This is a genomic window from Caballeronia sp. LjRoot31 (assembly GCF_964253885.1).
In the GTDB taxonomy this organism is placed as follows: domain Bacteria; phylum Pseudomonadota; class Gammaproteobacteria; order Burkholderiales; family Burkholderiaceae; genus Caballeronia.
The window spans coordinates 1,446,422-1,463,361 of the sequence record NZ_CAXURX020000003.1 but is presented as its reverse complement, the minus strand read 5'-3'; the positions used below and the strand labels follow the sequence as shown (position 1 = coordinate 1,463,361).

General features: G+C 62.6%; 21 protein-coding genes. 2 read left to right on the top strand and 19 right to left on the bottom strand.

Features of this window, described 5'->3' with window-relative positions; translation table 11 throughout:
- Positions 1 to 3 precede the first annotated feature (3 nt).
- Together flgC and flgB are read right to left on the bottom strand one after the other, a co-directional pair.
- Positions 4 to 402 (bottom strand): flagellar basal body rod protein FlgC, encoded by a 399-nt coding sequence (flgC, locus tag ACSQ8V_RS35240; RefSeq protein WP_213762744.1) that lies wholly within the window; start codon positions 400 to 402, stop codon positions 4 to 6.
- A 5-nt stretch (positions 403 to 407) separates the two neighbouring features.
- Entirely contained in the window at positions 408 to 776 is a 369-nt protein-coding gene (gene flgB, locus ACSQ8V_RS35235) for a flagellar basal body rod protein FlgB (RefSeq protein WP_436208902.1), read from the bottom strand.
- Between the two features lie 226 nt (positions 777 to 1,002).
- Here flgB and flgA point away from each other — a divergent pair, with 226 nt between their 5' ends.
- Positions 1,003 to 1,725 carry a flagellar basal body P-ring formation chaperone FlgA gene (flgA, locus tag ACSQ8V_RS35230; protein WP_436208901.1) on the top strand — a complete coding sequence of 241 codons (723 nt, stop codon included), beginning with the start codon at positions 1,003 to 1,005 and terminating at the stop codon, positions 1,723 to 1,725.
- A 153-nt stretch (positions 1,726 to 1,878) separates the two neighbouring features.
- Here flgA and ACSQ8V_RS35225 read toward each other — a convergent pair whose 3' ends face one another.
- From ACSQ8V_RS35225 to ACSQ8V_RS35145, 17 genes are all read right to left on the bottom strand, one after another.
- Positions 1,879 to 2,688 (bottom strand): glucosaminidase domain-containing protein, encoded by an 810-nt coding sequence (locus tag ACSQ8V_RS35225; RefSeq protein ID WP_436208900.1) that lies wholly within the window; start codon positions 2,686 to 2,688, stop codon positions 1,879 to 1,881.
- On the bottom strand, positions 2,675 to 3,100 hold the full coding sequence (locus ACSQ8V_RS35220) for a hypothetical protein (protein ID WP_436208899.1): 426 nt from the start codon (positions 3,098 to 3,100) through the stop codon (positions 2,675 to 2,677). The genes ACSQ8V_RS35225 and ACSQ8V_RS35220 overlap by 14 nt, the downstream gene beginning before the upstream one ends.
- Entirely contained in the window at positions 3,097 to 3,375 is a 279-nt protein-coding gene (flgM, locus tag ACSQ8V_RS35215; protein ID WP_436208898.1) for a flagellar biosynthesis anti-sigma factor FlgM, read from the bottom strand. Before flgM ends, ACSQ8V_RS35220 begins: the two co-directional genes overlap by 4 nt.
- A gap of 80 nt (positions 3,376 to 3,455) precedes the next feature.
- A complete protein-coding gene (locus ACSQ8V_RS35210) occupies positions 3,456 to 4,508 on the bottom strand; it encodes a flagellar motor protein MotB (protein ID WP_436208897.1) in 1,053 nt (350 codons plus the stop codon).
- Positions 4,505 to 5,377, bottom strand: coding sequence for a flagellar motor stator protein MotA (gene motA, locus ACSQ8V_RS35205; RefSeq protein WP_436186304.1), 873 nt, complete (start codon positions 5,375 to 5,377; stop codon positions 4,505 to 4,507). Before motA ends, ACSQ8V_RS35210 begins: the two co-directional genes overlap by 4 nt.
- A gap of 26 nt (positions 5,378 to 5,403) precedes the next feature.
- Complete coding sequence (locus ACSQ8V_RS35200; RefSeq protein ID WP_436208896.1) at positions 5,404 to 6,126, bottom strand: FliA/WhiG family RNA polymerase sigma factor; 723 nt, start codon at positions 6,124 to 6,126, stop codon at positions 5,404 to 5,406.
- A gap of 5 nt (positions 6,127 to 6,131) precedes the next feature.
- A complete protein-coding gene (locus ACSQ8V_RS35195; RefSeq protein ID WP_436208895.1) occupies positions 6,132 to 6,638 on the bottom strand; it encodes a flagellar basal body-associated FliL family protein in 507 nt (168 codons plus the stop codon).
- A complete protein-coding gene (locus ACSQ8V_RS35190; protein WP_436208894.1) occupies positions 6,604 to 7,731 on the bottom strand; it encodes a flagellar hook-length control protein FliK in 1,128 nt (375 codons plus the stop codon). Before ACSQ8V_RS35190 ends, ACSQ8V_RS35195 begins: the two co-directional genes overlap by 35 nt.
- Positions 7,728 to 8,039, bottom strand: coding sequence for a hypothetical protein (locus ACSQ8V_RS35185; RefSeq protein WP_436186300.1), 312 nt, complete (start codon positions 8,037 to 8,039; stop codon positions 7,728 to 7,730). Before ACSQ8V_RS35185 ends, ACSQ8V_RS35190 begins: the two co-directional genes overlap by 4 nt.
- Before the next feature lie 5 nt (positions 8,040 to 8,044).
- Positions 8,045 to 8,431 (bottom strand): flagellar export chaperone FliS, encoded by a 387-nt coding sequence (gene fliS / locus ACSQ8V_RS35180; RefSeq protein WP_436208893.1) that lies wholly within the window; start codon positions 8,429 to 8,431, stop codon positions 8,045 to 8,047.
- Positions 8,432 to 8,433: 2 nt separating this feature from the next.
- Entirely contained in the window at positions 8,434 to 9,795 is a 1,362-nt protein-coding gene (gene fliD / locus ACSQ8V_RS35175) for a flagellar filament capping protein FliD (RefSeq protein ID WP_436186298.1), read from the bottom strand.
- The gene (locus ACSQ8V_RS35170) at positions 9,792 to 10,271 is read right to left on the bottom strand and encodes a flagellar export protein FliJ (RefSeq protein WP_436186297.1); all 480 of its coding nucleotides are present in this window, start codon (positions 10,269 to 10,271) and stop codon (positions 9,792 to 9,794) included. The genes fliD and ACSQ8V_RS35170 overlap by 4 nt, the downstream gene beginning before the upstream one ends.
- Positions 10,268 to 11,575 (bottom strand): flagellar protein export ATPase FliI, encoded by a 1,308-nt coding sequence (fliI, locus tag ACSQ8V_RS35165; RefSeq protein ID WP_436208892.1) that lies wholly within the window; start codon positions 11,573 to 11,575, stop codon positions 10,268 to 10,270. The genes ACSQ8V_RS35170 and fliI overlap by 4 nt, the downstream gene beginning before the upstream one ends.
- Positions 11,568 to 12,260, bottom strand: a complete 693-nt coding sequence (locus tag ACSQ8V_RS35160) for a FliH/SctL family protein (protein ID WP_436208891.1) — start codon at positions 12,258 to 12,260, stop codon at positions 11,568 to 11,570. The genes fliI and ACSQ8V_RS35160 overlap by 8 nt, the downstream gene beginning before the upstream one ends.
- Positions 12,260 to 13,291, bottom strand: a complete 1,032-nt coding sequence (locus tag ACSQ8V_RS35155; RefSeq protein WP_213762761.1) for a FliG C-terminal domain-containing protein — start codon at positions 13,289 to 13,291, stop codon at positions 12,260 to 12,262. The genes ACSQ8V_RS35160 and ACSQ8V_RS35155 overlap by 1 nt, the downstream gene beginning before the upstream one ends.
- On the bottom strand, positions 13,275 to 14,915 hold the full coding sequence (gene fliF / locus ACSQ8V_RS35150) for a flagellar basal-body MS-ring/collar protein FliF (protein ID WP_436208890.1): 1,641 nt from the start codon (positions 14,913 to 14,915) through the stop codon (positions 13,275 to 13,277). The genes ACSQ8V_RS35155 and fliF overlap by 17 nt, the downstream gene beginning before the upstream one ends.
- 13 nt (positions 14,916 to 14,928) lie before the next feature.
- Positions 14,929 to 15,234 (bottom strand): flagellar hook-basal body complex protein FliE, encoded by a 306-nt coding sequence (locus ACSQ8V_RS35145; RefSeq protein ID WP_213762762.1) that lies wholly within the window; start codon positions 15,232 to 15,234, stop codon positions 14,929 to 14,931.
- 280 nt (positions 15,235 to 15,514) lie between these two features.
- On the opposite strand from ACSQ8V_RS35145, the gene ACSQ8V_RS35140 reads away from it, so the two are divergent.
- Complete coding sequence (locus ACSQ8V_RS35140; RefSeq protein WP_213762763.1) at positions 15,515 to 16,819, top strand: MFS family transporter; 1,305 nt, start codon at positions 15,515 to 15,517, stop codon at positions 16,817 to 16,819.
- Positions 16,820 to 16,940 lie beyond the last annotated feature (121 nt).

The window sequence follows — 16,940 nt, the reverse complement described above, 5'->3', positions numbered from 1 at the left end:
TAATCAGCCCTCACCCAGTTTCAGCAGATCCTGCTGCATGCCCTTCACACGGGCGAGCACTTCAGCGTTCGTCGAGAACGCCCGCGACGCGGCCATCATGTCGGTCATCTCCTCAACCGGGCTGACATTCGAATAGAACACCATGCCCTGTTCATCGGCCATTGGATTGCCGGGTTCATAACGCTTGTCCAGCGGATCGTTCATGGTCACTACATCGAGCACCTGGACACGCGCGCCGCCCTCTCCCAAAATCGATGCAAAGACCGGTTTGCGCGCGCGGTAGGCGGTCTCTTCACTGCCTGCGCTGCCCGCATTCGCCAGGTTGCTTGCCACTGTGTTCAGCCGCACCGTTTGTGCGGCCATCGCCGAACCGGCGATCTGTGAAATGTCCTTGAAGCTCATGGTGGTTAGCTATTTCCGTTGATCGCGGCGGCGAGGCCCTTGAACTTGATGTTCAGGAAGGTGATGCTCGTCTGGAAGTCGACCGTGTTCTGCGAGAACGCAGCCTGTTCGATGCCCAGTTCAACTGTGTTGCCATCTTGTGACGGACGGCTGGGGACCCTATACAGCGAGTCGCTGTCCGCAAAGCGCGGCGGAGCGGCATCCCCCGGCGTATCGAGCTCTCGCTGCAGCGCCGCGCGAAAATCGATGTCGCGGGCCTGATAGTGCGGAGTGCTTTCGTTGGCGAGATTCGCTGCGAGAATGCCGGTGCGCTCCGCCCGTAGTTTCAGCGCGGCCGGATGAACGCCCAACGCCTGTTCCAGATTCAGTCCCATCGTGCGGTTCCTTTTCCATGAGGCCGTGGTGACGCGGTGCGGCACGGCGGCAGCCTATAGACAAAACAGGTGCGAGCGTAACGGGCCTGTTTGCGGATCGCCACAAATCTTAAAGGATCCTAAATGGGCAAAAAATACATCCAGCATTGCGCAACGCGCCTCTATCGTTTGTCGCTGCGCATTCCTATAATGCGATCCACTCCAACTCGCTGCGATGCCGACATCAATGTCTCTCTACCGTGTTCCTGGCGGCTTCAAATTGCTGCTTGCCATCATCGCTTGCGGGTCGGCTCATGCCGCTCCGTCCCTGGAGCAACAGGTGACACAGGCGTCACGCGCATGGCTTGATGGTTTCGTGCAAAAGCAGCAACTGCGGGACGCTCGCATCGACGTCACGGTCCTGCCGGCCCGAGGGCCCGCGCTCGTTTGTACGGAACCATTCGACATCACGCCCGCAGACACCGCGCAGTTAAAACGAATGCGCTTTGCAGCCCGTTGTCCCGGCAGTGCGCGTACCGCGCTGTTCGTCGTACGCGCCGATGTGCAAGCCAGGGTGTTGGTCGCAAGCGCTGCGATACCGGCGGGCAAAGTGATCGACAGAGCGGACGTGCTGCTGGCGGAGCGCGACATTGCCGCGACCCCGGACGCTATCCACAATGCCGATGACATCGCGGGCCGCGCAAGCCGTCGCCCGCTGCGCGCCGGGCAGGTCGTACAGTCACGCTTCCTGCGCGGTGCGCAAACGCTCAAGCGAGGTCAACCGGTACGAATCGTCGCTCGCAACCAGCAGATCGAAGTCACCGCTGCCGGCGTAGCCATGCAGAACGGCGGAGAAAACGACGTGATCCAGGTGCGCAACGTCGCGACGGGCAAGATCATTTCCGCACGCGTGACCGACGCGAGCACGGTGACGCCGGTTGCTTCTGCTTCAAGCGTGGCCGAAGAGTAAATAGCGCCGGCACGGCTCGCCCGCTGCCTGGGACAACGCTGCTTGAGTCCCCCGCTCGACGCCAGATATTGTCGCTACGGACCGCCCAAAAGCGTCAGGCGCTTTTTCGGCGTAGCCTCAGGTCCCGGCCGCTTGCTGTCAATCGACGCACACTCAACGGAGCGCGCCACTACCCGAGATGACACCCGTCGTGTCGAGCGCCGTTCGTTGCGGCCGTGTACGGTTCATCGACTGAATCTGGTTCGCCACACCCGCCAGCTTTTCGGCGTAGGCGGCATCCGTCGCATAACCGCCGCGAGACAACGCGCGGCCGAACGCGCCTGCGTCGTCCCCGGCATTCAGTGCGGCCTCGTAGCGCGGGTTGTCCTGCAATAGCCGCGTGTAGTCGCGAAACGCGCTGCCGTAATCCTGATACGAACGGAAGCGGTCGGTGATTTTCATATCGGCTCCGTTCAGATATTCCGTCGTCGATGCATCGACGGTCGCGCCTTTCCAGCCCGCGCCCGCCTTGATGCCGAACAGATTGTGCGTCGTAGTCCCCTCTGGCGTCTTGAGCGGCCGTTGGCCCCAGCCGGATTCGAGCGCGGCGTGTGCGGCGATCACGTTCGGTGAAGTGCCGAGCGCTTTGGCGGCCTGCTCCAACCAAGGCGCGATCTCATCGACAAAGGCCTGGCGGGTTGTATCGAGCGTTGCCGTCGAGGAGGCGGCCACGGGGCTCGTGCGCGCCATCACTTGCGCGTCGCTGAACGCCGCAAGATGCTGCGTCAGTTGCGCTGCTGCCCAGCCCGATTGCGCCGCTGATCTCGTCGAGCCGAATCCCTGTTCGATGGTATTGACGATGTCCGCCCGCGCCGCGCCGATGGCCGACGCGAAACCACCGCCGGCCGCTGGTTTTGGAAGCAGCAGCGCTACGTCGTCAAAGCCTGCGCCAAGCCGGCTTCCCGTGAATTCAGCCGGGAACATAGGTATGTTTCTCGCCGTGCAGCAGTCTTTGCATCATTTCGAATTGGGACGCCAGCAGATTGCCGTTGCGAACCGCCTGTGCCTTGCAGTGCTTGACCGCTGCCTTCCATTCCTCCCGGCACACATCGAGCGTTGCACGCTGCGCGGTAGCGGCCGTCGTGACCGGAGTCCGTCCAGTCTGTTGGTAAGCAATACTCAGCGGTTTCTGGCCGGCGCCGCTGCGAGCACGCCGGCGCGCGTCCAGCAATCCAACCTCATACGCGATCTGTTCGGCCGTCCGCTTCAATGCATCGGCGTCGAGACGCAAGGCCGCTGCGAACTGGACGTCGAACATCTGCGCGAGCCGCCGGTAGGTATGCAGGTCCGCGTTGAAGTCGTCAAGAAGCTGCGTGAGCGCCGCCGAAATGCTCATTGCGGACCTCCGTGATACCGCGCGATTCGTGCTGCGAGACTGCTGGCATCGAAGACGATCGTTCCATCGAGCAACGCCGCTTTGATGTCGGCCACCCGCTCGCTGTCCACGTCGGGCAGCTTCTGCATCTCGGCATGACTCAGCCTGAGCGTCGTGGCGTCGCCGGCGGGTCGAACGGCGGATGCGGAGCGCGGCACTATGGCCGGCCCTTCGGCGATCTGCGCGCCGGGTGCTTCGTTGATGGCGGGTAAGCCCGCGCCGTTTGTAATTCGCATAGTCAGATGTTCCGCTTGCAGACGGCATAAAAATGGACAAATACTCTTGGGCAATTCCACAAGACGGCCGTCGAGGCCATTCAGTTAAACGTCCCTGATGAAATTTCATGCGTCATCCGATCGCGCAGCGCGTCGTTTTCCGGCAGCGCGTCGTTTTCCGGTGTCTGCTCGGACCAGACCGCATCCACACCGTCAATCAGCGGCACGACCGTTTGCGGCATGCCGAACATCTGCTCAATCATGCGCGCGCGCCGCGCCGTCAAAACCAGCAGTTCGATCCGGCGATTGACGGCCCCGCGCGGATCGTCCGGGTTCAATGGTGCGCGCTCGGCCATGCCGACCACCTGCAGCACGTTGCCGGCGGCCAGACCGCCTTGCAGCAGGCTGCCGCGCGCGGCCATGGCACGCTCACTCGACAGATGCCAGTTCGAGCGCGCCCCGTAACCCTGTTCGCGATACGGCACGGCGTCCGTGTGACCCACGATGAGAACCGGGTTGCCGACCCTCGCCAGCAGCGCGCCGATCCGCTGCAGCAATGCATCGAATTTCCTGTCGGGTACGGCGCTGCCCAGTACGAAGAGTCCCTGGCTATCGGTGTCGTGCAGCATCACGCGCAAGCCTGCCGGCGTCATCACCATCCGCAGGTTACCCAGCAGATTCGCCTCGATACCCAGCCTCTCCAGCCGCTCAGCGACCGCGCGCAGTTCGGCCTCGCTCTCACCACGCGGCGTTGGTTCAGCCTCTTGCGTGCCGCTCTCGCTCGCCACGGCATCTGGTTCATCGTCGGCGATCACTTCCTCCTGCGCGGCGAGCTGATGCGGCTCGAGCACGCTCATCGGCGCCTGCGGACTGCCGTTACCGTCAGCCACGCTGCCTGAACCCGAATCCAGGACGCTGCCGCGCGAGCTGGCGCTTTTTCCTTTAGCGGTCTCGTGCTCCTTCGTGGAGAGTACCCATAGCACGAGAAAAAGGCACATCAACGCCAGACAGAAGTCGGCAAACGCAACCTTCCATGTGCCGCCATGGTCATCGTCATGCTGGCGCTGCGAGACCCGCTTGACGATCGTTTCTTCCTTGTGCCGCGCCGGCCTCGCCAGCACCGGCCGATCCGGCCGATCCGGGACGCTGCTCACGTGCGCGCTCCGTCGAGCTCGTTGATCCAGGATTCGAGCTGGGCGAAGCTCGGCTTGCTGACCAACTGCACGAGCCGGCGGCCGCTGTCGATTGCCAGCAGCGGCGGCTTGCCGCCCGCAAATGAAACCAGCACGACCTTCACGCACTCCAGTTCGGAGATCTCGGTCTTGACGACCTGCTTGATCACGTTACTCAGCGGATCGAGCACGCCGTAACAAAAGAATATGCCGAGGAAGGTGCCCACCATTGCCGCCGCGACCCGCTCGGCGATCTCGCCGGCCGTCGCGCCGTCGGACACGATGCTCATCGCGATCACGACACCAAGCACAGCCACCACGATGCCGAACCCGGGCATTGCGTCGGAAATCTTGCGCAGCGACTTCGAGGGCTGTTCGAGATCGTCGTGAATGGATTCAAGTTCCTGCTCCAGCACGCCTTCGAGTTCGTGCGCGCTGATCCTGCCCATCGCCATCAGCCGAAAGTTGTCCACGATGAACGCCAGCAGCCTCGGAGACGCGACGACCAGCGGGTAGCGCTGAAACAGCTCGCTTTCGTGCGGTGCTTCGACGTGCACGTCGAGCGCCTTCAGATCGCGGCCGACCTGCAGCAATTCATACATCAGCAGCAGCAGTTGCCGCTGGAATTCCTTGTGGGTTTTCGCCTTCCCGGACGTCATCACCTTCCGGATCTGGCTGCCCAGTTCCACCAGCACGTGGCGGGGGTTGCCGACCACCATTGCACCGACTGCCGCACCGACGATGATCACCAGCTCGGTCGGTTGCCACAACATGGAGAAATCCCCGCCCATGAACATGAAGCCGCCTAGCACGCAAGCCAGCACCACGAAAATGCCAAATATCTGTTGCACAGTCGTTTTCCTTTGCGCGAGACGCGTCAGTCCTGATTCATATGCGCTTTCATCTTGTTGAGCGCACTCTTGTTTATCTGACACACCCTTGCGGCCGTCAGACCCAGCGTTGCCGCGATCTCGGCGTGACCCAGATCGAATTCGTAGTACAGCTGAATCACTTGTTGCTCACGCGCGTCCAGTGCGAGCAGCGCCTGCGTGAGGCTCCAGCGGTTGAGAGCCTGCACCTCCGGGCCCGGCTGTTCGTCGAGCCGTTCGCCCATCTCCGCGAACATCGCATCGAAGCTCGCGAAGGCTTCTGCGCCATCATCCTGCACATGTTGTTCGTATTCCTGCTCTCCGATGTCCAGCGCGGCGCAGACTTCCGCCCGGGTCGGTTCACGCCCCAGCTCGCGGCGCAACGCCCGTTCCGCGGCACGCAACCTATGCGCCCCTTGACGCGCGCCGCGTGGCCGCCAATCCTGGCGCCGCAGTTCGTCGAGAATCGCGCCACGCACCCTTACCTGAGCGAAATGGCGGAACTCGTCATCGGGCTCGCCGTATCGGCGCAGCGCCTCGAGCAACCCAATCAGGCCAATCTGCTCGAGATCTTCGCGATCGATCGCGCCGCCCGCGTGCGAACTGAGGTTGCGCACCACGCGTTTGACGAGCGGCACGTACTGGAACATCCAGCGCTGTTCGGCTGCGCCGTCGGAGGCATGAGCTGTCCGCTGCACACTGGCGTATTCGGTGCGGTTCTGAACGTTCATGACAGTCACTCGAGCATCAACTTGCCGATCAGCACGTCGGAGAACGGTATGTTCGCGGGCGAGCCATAAGCCGTCGCGTAGGCGCTCATCAGCACGGCGGCGTAATCATCGACCGTCAGGCGGCGGGCATCCTCCAGCGTGTATTTGGACAACGCCCGATAGGCCACACTGCGCAGCATCGGCAATTGCTCGTGGATCTCCTTCTGGCTCCCGGAGCTCGTCACGCTGAACACCAGATCCATCGACAGATAGCGCGAACGCGTTGCCCCCACCGGGTTGCGCAACATGACGATGAGCTTGTCGAGCGTCACGTAGCGATAATCAGCCGCGTTCGGCCGCTTCTCTTTTTCGCTCTCGCGCGTTTCGCCGGCGAACGGCCAGACGCCATGGGAGCGGGCCAGCATCAGGCCACCGGCGGCAGACAGGGTCAGCACTGACGCCGCCACTAACAGGAGGTATCGTTTCTTCATGGAGAGATCAATGGCCCAGTTGCGTCGCATGATGAGCGGCAAGTTCGAATGCCGTGTCGGTGAGGTCCCCCTGGGCCAGGCCGCGTCCGGGTCTGTGTTCTCGCTGCGCGTGCGGGTCCTGGCCGTCACGCTGTTGACGCCCTTCGCCGCCGTGTTCGCCCGCGCGCGTGGCCGAGACATGCACCACCACGTCGGTGAACTGGCGATTGGCCAGATCCTGGCGCAGACCGTCGGTGATGGCCTGTAACTGCCGCACGACATCGCTGTTCGTGGCCGACAGGTAAATCTGGATGACTCCCGCCTCATGACGCAGTTCAATCCGCACGTTGCCGGACATCAATGGATCGAGCCGGATCACCGCGCGCTGCACGCCTTGCTCCGCATGCAGGCTGATGCGCTCGCCCAGCAGCGCCACGAGCTTCTGCTGCGGATCGACAGACGCGGGTTGCAACGGCTTCAGCGGCGCGTCGCTTTCGAACGGCGTCGGTGATGACGACATCGCCGCTAGCGCAAGCTCACCCGCTGCCGGTTGCTGCAGTGCCCGAGTGGCTGACATTGGGCGCGGCTCCTGCAACGCCGTGGCACCCGATGCCGCGCGTGCCGCTTGCTGGACCACTGCGGCGCTGACGGCCGCACCCTGACCCGCCATCTCAGGCGCCTCGATTGCCTTGTCGGCAGGTGCCATACGCAGCGTCAGGGCCGTCGCGAACGGCGTACGCAGGGGTTCGGCCTGCGGCTGCGGGGCTACTGTCCGAGACATGGCCGGCGTGTCCAGGACGAGGGATGCGGGCATCACTTGGTCCGCCCCATTCACAAGCGGCATGCCGATATCAGGCTCGGTCGCAGAGGCCTCAGCGGGCGCCACTGGTAGCAGCAACAACGGTTGCGCAATCAGGTGCAGCGACGCATGCGACGCATCCGAAACGATCGCGCCGATGTCAGCAAACAGCGCGCCGGTTCCGTCCGGCGCATCGCCAAGGTCGTTACCGTCCATCGTGAACAGGACGTCCTGCGGGTCTGTGCCGCTGCCCAGCCCGGATGCGCCGCGTGCCGGGTAGCCAGTGACCGGACGCGCACTGCCGGGATGGGACCCCGTCCGCGCGATCAGTGCGCTCATTACGTCAGGCATGCTCATAAAGGCGTGCTCCCGTCGTCGCTGTCGCGCAAGTAGGCGTCCCATCCGGTGCGGTGTTCGCTGAGACCGGTCATCTGCCTTGCGAGGCGCTCCAGCTCGGCGTTCAGAACCGCCATCGCCGCGCGGTGGGTAGGCTTCACGAGCGCGAGTGCATCGCGCTCCGTTTCGCTCAAGGTCCGCTTTGCGGACAAGTCGCTCACCACCTCACGGAGTTCACTATTGAGCGTCGTCAGCACAGTCCAGTCGCGCTCCAGCGAGGCCTCTCTCAAACGTACGGCGAGTTCCAGCAGATGTTCGGTTCGGTCCATGTGTTTTATCCGTGGCGCTGTTCGACGCCTTGCCAGGCATCGTGCAGGGTGGTCACCAGACCCACGACCTCATCGATCATCGCCGGCTCCAGTGTGCAGCCGGCCTCATTCAGACGCCACGCGCAGTAGTCGTAGAGCTGCGCGAGATTCGTCACGACGTCGCCGCCGGATTCGGAATCGAGCGCGCTTTTAAGACCGGTCAGGATACCTATGCATTTGTTTATGCTCTTGCCTTTTGCTTCGTATCGCCTGTTCTCCATGTGCGAACGCGCGCGGGCCATTTCGTCCAGCAATCCGTCCATCAATACGATGACCAGTTGCACCGGCGACGCACTCGCGGTGCGCGCGTCGAGACTGGCCGAGTGGTAGCTGGCGTAGCCGGTCAGATCCATGATTACTTCCTCCCACTGAACACGGGCAAGTCATCGAGCATCGCGAGCGTCTGCTCCATCTGGGTGTTCAGGCTCTGAACCCTCGTGAACTGCGCAAGATATTGTTCGTAGATCCGGCCGTACTTGATATCAAGCGAAGAACTCCTGCTATCAATTGATTTCTGAACGGACTGAACAGAGTCCTGACGTTTTTTGATCTGGCCATCGGTGCTGGACAGCCAGCTTTTCAGGTACTTGTCCATGCGCCCGCTCAAGGCCATGTCGGAGCCGCTGAACATCGCTTCCAGGCCTGCTGGATTCTTGGCGAGCATCGCTTCGAGCTTGGTTTTGTCAACCGACAGCCTGCCGTTTCGATCGGCACTTACACCGTAGGTGAGCAAGCTCGCGCCGTCGACACTCTGTCGCATCATCGTGTCCAACTGCTGCTTCAGCGCGCGAATACCGGCATCGCCTGAAAACGGCCCGGCCGTCGCGCCGTTGCCACCGCTAGCGGTCAGATCGCCCAGCACTTTGGTCAGCGTGTTGTATGCATCGACGAATTGCTGCACGTTGTCCGCGGTCGCGGCGTTGTCCATCACCACGGTCAGCACGATGGGGTTATCACCGTCGCGCATTGCCTGTTTAAACGTAACGCTCACACCGTCAACGCCTGTAAACGTATTGTTTGCCTGCACGACGCGCGTACCCTGATCCCGGCCGCCCAGATAGAAAATCGCATCGCGCGCAGCACTCAGCTCCCTCGTCTGATCGAGGGCGCCTTTCAGATCCGCATCGCCTATCTGGGTGGTATCGAGCGTGATTCGCCCTGCCTCACCCGTTTGCCCCGATGTCATCACCAGTTGCTGTTCGCCGTTGACGCTCACGACCGACGCGCTCACCTTGCCATCGTTGCCGACAGCCTGGTTGATCGCACGCGCCAGTGCGGCGGGCGTCACGTTGCCGTCGGTGTCGACGTTGGCGGCGGACAGGTCGACGTCGAACGCAGCTCCATCGCCAAGCTGTACCGTCAGCGTGCCGGCACCGGCCGCGGCCACCGGCCGCAGGCCGCTGAACGACACCTGGTGCGCCGATGCGATCTGTTCGACGAAGAACGTATAACTGCCCGGCTGCGCCTTCGCGCCGACTGTCGCGCCACCAACCGCCGGATCGGATAAAGAGGCGGAGTATTTGACGACGCCCGCGCCGGAAGAAGGCAGCTTGCCCAGCGCGGTCTGAAAGCTCTGGAGTGCTGATTGCAACTTGGTCAATGCATCTCTCGCGCTGGTCGCGTCAGCCCTCTGCATCTTGATGAGGCTGCGCGCCGAAGCGAGACGCATGTCGGCGAGCGCCTGGGCGTTTTCAACAGGAGTGTTCGGATTGATCATGGTGACCCTTCGTTTGAACGAATCGAATAAATGCTGTCGGCTTCGCGGCGTGCCCGGTACCAGGCCTGCGTCGCCAGTTGATCCTGCCGCTTCTGGCCGCGCTTCTCATCAGCGAGCCGGATTGCATGACGCTTGCTGCACAGGGTGCGCTCGAGTGCCTCGTGTTTCAGCGAAGCCCTCATCAATGCGCGTTGACTCACTTCCATGTCAGCTTCATGCCGGGTCAGATCGCTGAGGTGCGTGTGAATCATCTCGACCAGCGACGATTTGAAATCGGCGCAATTGATGGACAGCGCAAGGTTCGCCATTCCGCTCTGGCCGAGGCCAGTCACCATGTCCTGCACGCGCTCCAGGCTCCTGCGATAGCGCTCGCGCAGCGCCTCCTTGCTCGCCTGCTCGACCTTCAGGCGATCGCGTTCCCGCGCGCGCAGTTCGACGAGGCGAGCCAGGCTCACAACGGTACGTTCGCCGTTCATGCGAGCAGCGCCTCGAGTTGTGAAATCGCGTCGGCAAACGATGCTTCCTCGCCGACGCCCTGCTGCAGATACTGTTCGATCCGGGGATAGAGATGCACGGCCCGATCCGTCAGCGGATCGGCGCCCGCGACATAGCCGCCGAGCGGAATCAGGTCGCGGACCTGCGCGTGCCGGTTGATCATCTCCTTGAGCGTGCGCGCTGCGGCGAGCTGCCCTTCGGAGGCCACCAGCGCCATGCAGCGGCTCACGGAGCGCGCGACATCGATCGCCGGGTAATGACCCTGCTCAGCAAGCGCGCGAGAGAGCATGATGTGGCCGTCGAGAATCGCCCGCGCCGTATCGACGACCGGGTCCTGCTCGTCGTCACCCTCCGCGAGTACCGTGTAAATCGCGCTCATGCTGCCGCCGCCCTCACCGTTGCCGGCGCCTTCGACAAGTTGTGGCAACAAGCCAAATACGGATGGCGGATAGCCCCGTGTCGCGGGCGGCTCGCCGAGCGCCAGCGCTACCTCGCGCTGTGCCATGGCGTAGCGCGTCAGCGAATCGACCAGCAGCAATACGTTCTCGCCAGCGTCACGAAAATGCGCCGCGATCGAGTGACAAAGTTCAGTGGCCATCAGCCGCATCAGCGGGGACTCGTCGGCGGGCGCGACGACGACAATTGCTTTCTTCAGCCCATCCGGACCAAGCGCATGATCGATAAATTCGCGCACCTCACGGCCGCGCTCGCCGATCAATCCCACGACCACCACGCTGGCCTCGGTCTGCCGGGTGATCATGCCGAGCAGCACGCTCTTTCCGACGCCGCTGCCGGCGAACAAGCCGACGCGCTGGCCCCGGCCCAGGGTGAGCGCACCGTTGATGGCGCGCACCCCCACGTCGAGAATGCCGCGCACGGGCTGGCGTTTCATCGGATTGACGCGCGGAGGGCGCAGTTCAAGCGGCACTTCGCCGGCAAGCGGCCCGCGTCCATCGATCGGTTCGCCGAGGCCATCGATAATGCGGCCGCGCCAGGCCGGGCCGATCAGGATGGGCTTTTCGTCGGCTTCGGCTATCACGCGCGCACCCGAGGTCAGCCCGGTCTGCTTGCGCAGCGGCATCAGGTACGACACGTCCCCGCGAAAGCCCACGACGCGTGCATTGAGCCAGTCCCCCGAGGTGGTTTCGATACGCGTGCGCTGGCCGGTTTCGAATGCATAGCCGGTGGCTTCCAGCAACATCCCCGACACACCGCTCAGGCGGCCGATAGGTCTCGCGACCGGAACATCGAGATCGAGATCGAGGTCGATGGCGGCGTTACGCATTGTCGACAGCCTCGCCGTTCGGATGCGGTGTTATGTCTCGCGGAGGCGCTGACGACTGGAGATGCGCACTGATCCGTTCGATACACAACGCAAGGCGCTGGCTACAACCCGCATCCATTTCGCGGTCCCCCGCCTTCACGCGGCATTCACCAGGTTCGAGGCGGGCATCGGGCGTCAGGCGCCAAACGGCGGCCCGCTCGGGCGCGACAGCCAGAATGCGCTGATACTCACCGGGATTCAGGCGAACCTCCACGTTCGCGGGTACGGCGGGTACTTTAGGCATCTCGGCCAGGGCTTCGCTGACGAACTCGAGCAACAATTCGGGCCGATGCACCAGCTCGTTACGAATCACTTGCCGCGCGACCTTTTCAACCAGCCCCGCAATCTCGTCACGCATTTCGCTGCGGTAAGCTTCCTGCAGCGAATCAAAACCCGAGATCATCGCGTCAAGCGGCTCGGTCAGTGCATCGAGCGCACGCTTCGCTTCAAGCCGTGCCTCTTCCTTGCTCTCGGCATAGCCCGCCGCCTGGCCCTCGCGAAAGCCCTCTTCGCCCGCTATCTGCAACGCTGCCTCCGACGGGGCGCTGTCGAACAACGGCAGCACGGCCGCAGCGGTGTCCGCAGGGTCGTGAGTACCCAGGCGGTGTGCGAGCGAAGGGAAGACATAACGGCGGTACTGCTGCATCACATCACGTCCTCGGCGACGAGTTGCAACTCGATCTCGCCGGCGTCAGCCAGTTCGCGCACCTGCTCCATGATCTCGCGCCGGGCCTGCTCGACGCGGCTCACCGGCGTTGGGCTGACGCGGCGCCGCATGTCTTCGAAGGCCTGCACCTGGCGCCGCGGCATCGACCGCAACAGCGTCTCAACCAGCCTGGCGTCTGCGCCCTTGAGCGCAAGCCCCCATTGCTCAAGCGGCACCTGCTCCATGATCGTGGCAATCGCCGTGTCGCTTTGCTGCGCAAGAATCGAGAAGTCGTACATATGGTTTTCGACTTCGGACACGACGTCCGGATCGCGCGCGCGCAACAGTTCGACCATGCGAGCGCGATCGCCCGGCATCCGGGTCATGATGTCAGCGGCTTGCCGCACACCTTCGACAGTCGTGCTCTGGATGCCCAGATTCGCGATGCACAGATCAACCACGACTTCGAGATCGCGCAGCAGTTCATAGTCGATTTCCTTCAGGCGCGCGATCTGCAGCAACACCAGTTCCCGGCGCTCGTCGGGCAGCGCCTGAATCACCTGGCTCGATTGTTCAGGCGGCAGGAACGCGAGAAAGATGGCTTGCATCTGGACATGCTCATGCGAGATGCGCTCCGCGAGCCACTGCGGCTGCGCCCATTGCAAGCGGGCCATCCGTGGGCCGATTGCATCGCCATAGATGCTGTTAAGAACACTGCCGGCAATCACGCCACCAAGCGCCTTTTCAAGCGAGTGCTGCAGGAACGAGCGCGAGGCGCCTCGCACGCTGCTTTGCGCGCGGTAGGCATCGAAGAACGTCTGGATCGTGTCCTGCACCGCGTCCGCCTTGACACCGGTCATGCGTGACATGACCCGCGTGACGTCGAGCAATTCGTCGCGTGACAGACAGCGCAACACGGCCGCCGCCGGCTCCTCGCCCATGCTCAACAGTACGATCGCCGCTCGTTCGACGGACGTCATCTCCGGCGAGCGCAGCGACGCGCTCACGCCCGTGCTAATCGGATTGTCCATCTTTGCGTATCCAGGGTTTGATGACTTCGGCGACCCGTTCCGGGTCCTGGCCAACCATGGCTCTCAGGTGCTCGACGAGTACGTCGACGTCTGAACCTATGGGTGGCAGCTTGATTTCTGTGAGTAGCGGCAGTGCCACGGAAGAACGTGTGCCGGCCATCGCCGTCACGTCGTCCGGTGCGGGCAGCGCAGGCACCATCGCCTCGTCTGCAGCCCGGCGCGGCGGATCCTGTTGCTTGGCGACCCATTGCCGCAAAATCCTGATCAGTGGACGCAGAACCAGCAGGAAGGCCAACAGGGCAAGCAACGCATAGCCGGCATACGATCCGATCGTCACGAGGTTGTCGCGTTCGCGCCACCACGGCACCTCCTCAACCGGCGGTGCGGGCTGGAAACTCAACCCGGAGACCAGAAGCTGATCGCCTCGTTCGCTATCAATACCAAGCCCGTTGCGCAAAATGCTTTCGATGTTGGCAAGCTGGTCGCGGGTCCACGTTTTACCGCCTGCCGGCGCAATGGCATCGTTCAAGACGACAGCCACGCTCATGCGCTTTATGACCGTCGGCGCACGCCTGGTCTGCACGACGCTGCGGTCGTACGCGTATTGACGCGTCGTCGCGTTTCTCTGCGAGCGTGGCCCTTCACCGGCGTCGCTTGCCGGCCTTGCCACGGCCGGACGGTTCGACAGCGATCCCGGCACACCCAGTGCCGGCGCTCCAACGTCGTCCTCCTTACGCGTCGCTTCCTGCGTCACCTTGGGCGCTTCGCCATATTGCTCGCGGGTTTCTTCGACGCGATCGCGATTGAGTTCGACCGCAACGCTTGCCCTGAAATTTCCATCGCCCAAGGCTGGCGCCAAAAGCGTCTGGATGTTGCGCAACGCGTCGTCGCGCATGCGTGCGCCGACTTCCTGCTCCGCTGGCGAGCCGCCGCCCTGATCCGATGCCGACAGGTAATGCCCTGCCTGATCCACCACCGCCACGCGCGCCGGGTCGAGATTGGCGACACTGCCGGCGACCATAGCTACGATGGCCGAGACCTGCTCGGCCGAAAGCTTACGGCCCGGTTTGAGTCTCAGCACGACCGACGCTGAACTCTTGTCGCCGTCGCCGAGAATGAACGATGACGATTTCGCGATGGACAGGTGGACGCGCGCCGACTCCACGGGCTCCAGCGTCACAATGCTTTGCGTAAGCTCGCCCTCAAGCCCCCGCCGGAACCGAATGTCCTGCACGAACTGGTTCACGCCGAGAGGATCGCTTTTGTCGGCCTGCTCAAGGCCGGCAGGCAGCCTCGCTATCACGCCTTTGGCCGCGAGCAGCATGCGCACTCGCCCCAGCATGTCTTCGGGCACCAGCACCTGGCCGCTGTTCGGATGAATGCGATACGCAATCTTCTCCTCGTCGAGGACCGACATCATGTCAGCAGCCGGGACCGTTTCGCGCGCACCGAACAACGGCTTGTAACGGGAGTCCTGGTACTGCAGGAACATCATCGCGAGCGCGGTCAACCCGATCGTCAGCAGGACGAGGGGCAGCAGCTTCGTGACAGACGTGGAAGCAGGCAGTGCGAGTCTTCCCTTCGAGAAAAGCCCGGTAGCACGGGACTTGATGGTGTCGAGCACAGATCAGGTCTCGTCAGATTGGCATCTTGATGACATCGTCGAACGCTCCCATCAGCTTGTTGCGAACCTGGATCAACATCGAGAACGACAGGCTGGCCTGCTGACTGGCCAGCATGGCGCCGATCAGGTCATCGCTCTGCCCGCTGTCGACGGCAGCCGCTTTTTGTTGAGCCGCGTGTTGCTGGCCATCCGCGTGTTCGAACGCGCTCTTCATCGTGTGGGCGAACCCCGCCTCTGTTCCCGTCAGGTCGTCCCCTGCAGCGTCGCTCGGCTTCGTGTCGACGGCGTCAATGCTCGGGATGGAAAGGTCAATCTTCATGTGGGCTCCCGAAGTTGAATCTGATGCACGAGCGAATTCTGTAGGTCACCGCGCCCACCCGCGATAAACCTCAAAGGAAGCTTAAAAGCGGGCCCTTTGTGACAAAGACATGTCCGAGTGAATATTACGAAGATTACATATTTAACGCCGGGACGCTATGATGTCGCCGCCCGATCGGCACACCGGCGCCAGCCGGGTTCTGCATTGTTCGGCGCGCAAGCAACGCAGCGATTCGACTATTCGATATCAATGAACAAAGGCCTGAAAGGACAGATAGAAAATGACGGACCTAACTGACGCCCAAGCGGTGTCCAAGCAAGACACGCGCAGACGCATATTCGCCATCGTGGGGGCCTCCTCGGGCAACCTTGTCGAGTGGTTCGACTTCTACGTGTACTCGTTTTGTGCGCTGTATTTCGCACCGGCGTTCTTCCCGAGCGGCGACTCGACCACCCAGTTGCTGAACACCGCCGGCGTGTTCGCGGCGGGGTTTCTGATGAGGCCCATCGGCGGATGGTTCTTCGGCCGGCTCGCTGACAAGCACGGGCGTAAAACCTCAATGCTGGTCTCCGTCCTCATGATGTGCGGCGGCTCGCTTGTGATTGCCGTACTCCCCACGTACGCGCAGATTGGCGCCGCTGCGCCGGCGTTGCTGCTCGTCGCACGGCTCTTCCAGGGGCTGTCGGTTGGCGGCGAATACGGAACCAGTGCGACCTACATGAGTGAAGTCGCCGTCAAGGGCAGGCGCGGGTTTTACGCGTCGTTCCAGTACGTCACGCTCATCGGCGGACAGCTCTGCGCGCTGCTCGTGCTGATCATCCTGCAGCAGACACTATCGGTTGAGGAACTGAAGGCATGGGGTTGGCGCATTCCGTTTGTTGTCGGCGCCGCCGCGGCACTCATCGCGCTGTATTTGCGCAAGTCGCTCGACGAAACGACAACGGCCGAAAGCCGCCGGCAGAAGGAAGCAGGCACGCTGCGCGGACTGTGGAAACACCGGAAAGCGTTTCTGACGGTAGTGGGTTTTACCGCAGGCGGCTCGCTGATTTTCTACACGTTCACCACTTACATGCAGAAGTACCTGGTGAACACGGCGGGCATGCATGCGAAGACCGCGAGCAGTGTCATGACCGGCGCCCTGTTCGTGTACATGTGCATGCAACCGCTGTTCGGCGCGCTCTCTGACAAGATTGGCCGGCGCAAGTCGATGCTGCTGTTCGGGTTCTTTGCGACCATCGGGACCGTGCCCCTGCTGCACACGCTCAAGGATGTCACGAGTCCCTTCATGGCGTTCGTACTGGTGACGATCGCGCTGGCGATCGTCAGCTTTTATACGTCTATCAGCGGGCTCATCAAGGCCGAAATGTTCCCGCCTGAAGTGCGCGCGCTCGGCGTGGGACTGTCCTATGCAGTGGGCAATGCGGCTTTCGGCGGCACGGCGGAATACGTCGCGCTATGGATGAAGCAGGCCGGCAATGAGTCGCTGTTCTACTGGTACGTCACGGCCCTTTGCGCGATCTCTCTGCTGGTGTCGTTCAGCATGCGCGATTCCTCGAAAGAAGGCTATTTGCGTCACGAGCCTTGAGGCAATTGCCAGACCTGTGAATGGAGTGCTGCGCGGCGGCGAAACCCGCTGCCGCGCAGTGTTCTTAAAGTGTCCTTAAGTCTTACAAAAACCTGTCGTTAACAGATTGTCGATACGACGT

Excerpts from the sequence above, each read along its gene's own strand:
- flgC (WP_213762744.1), bottom strand. The coding sequence starts at position 402 with ATGAGCTTCAAGGACATTTCACAGATCGCCGGTTCGGCGATGGCCGCA.
- flgB (WP_436208902.1), bottom strand. The coding sequence starts at position 776 with ATGGGACTGAATCTGGAACAGGCGTTGGGCGTTCATCCGGCCGCGCTG.
- flgA (WP_436208901.1), top strand. The coding sequence starts at position 1,003 with ATGTCTCTCTACCGTGTTCCTGGCGGCTTCAAATTGCTGCTTGCCATC.
- ACSQ8V_RS35225 (WP_436208900.1), bottom strand. The coding sequence starts at position 2,688 with ATGTTCCCGGCTGAATTCACGGGAAGCCGGCTTGGCGCAGGCTTTGAC.
- ACSQ8V_RS35220 (WP_436208899.1), bottom strand. The coding sequence starts at position 3,100 with ATGAGCATTTCGGCGGCGCTCACGCAGCTTCTTGACGACTTCAACGCG.
- flgM (WP_436208898.1), bottom strand. The coding sequence starts at position 3,375 with ATGCGAATTACAAACGGCGCGGGCTTACCCGCCATCAACGAAGCACCC.
- ACSQ8V_RS35200 (WP_436208896.1), bottom strand. The coding sequence starts at position 6,126 with ATGAACGTTCAGAACCGCACCGAATACGCCAGTGTGCAGCGGACAGCT.
- ACSQ8V_RS35190 (WP_436208894.1), bottom strand. The coding sequence starts at position 7,731 with ATGAGCATGCCTGACGTAATGAGCGCACTGATCGCGCGGACGGGGTCC.
- ACSQ8V_RS35185 (WP_436186300.1), bottom strand. The coding sequence starts at position 8,039 with ATGGACCGAACCGAACATCTGCTGGAACTCGCCGTACGTTTGAGAGAG.
- fliS (WP_436208893.1), bottom strand. The coding sequence starts at position 8,431 with ATGGATCTGACCGGCTACGCCAGCTACCACTCGGCCAGTCTCGACGCG.
- fliD (WP_436186298.1), bottom strand. The coding sequence starts at position 9,795 with ATGATCAATCCGAACACTCCTGTTGAAAACGCCCAGGCGCTCGCCGAC.
- ACSQ8V_RS35170 (WP_436186297.1), bottom strand. The coding sequence starts at position 10,271 with ATGAACGGCGAACGTACCGTTGTGAGCCTGGCTCGCCTCGTCGAACTG.
- fliI (WP_436208892.1), bottom strand. The coding sequence starts at position 11,575 with ATGCGTAACGCCGCCATCGACCTCGATCTCGATCTCGATGTTCCGGTC.
- ACSQ8V_RS35160 (WP_436208891.1), bottom strand. The coding sequence starts at position 12,260 with ATGCAGCAGTACCGCCGTTATGTCTTCCCTTCGCTCGCACACCGCCTG.
- ACSQ8V_RS35155 (WP_213762761.1), bottom strand. The coding sequence starts at position 13,291 with ATGGACAATCCGATTAGCACGGGCGTGAGCGCGTCGCTGCGCTCGCCG.
- ACSQ8V_RS35145 (WP_213762762.1), bottom strand. The coding sequence starts at position 15,234 with ATGAAGATTGACCTTTCCATCCCGAGCATTGACGCCGTCGACACGAAG.
- ACSQ8V_RS35140 (WP_213762763.1), top strand. The coding sequence starts at position 15,515 with ATGACGGACCTAACTGACGCCCAAGCGGTGTCCAAGCAAGACACGCGC.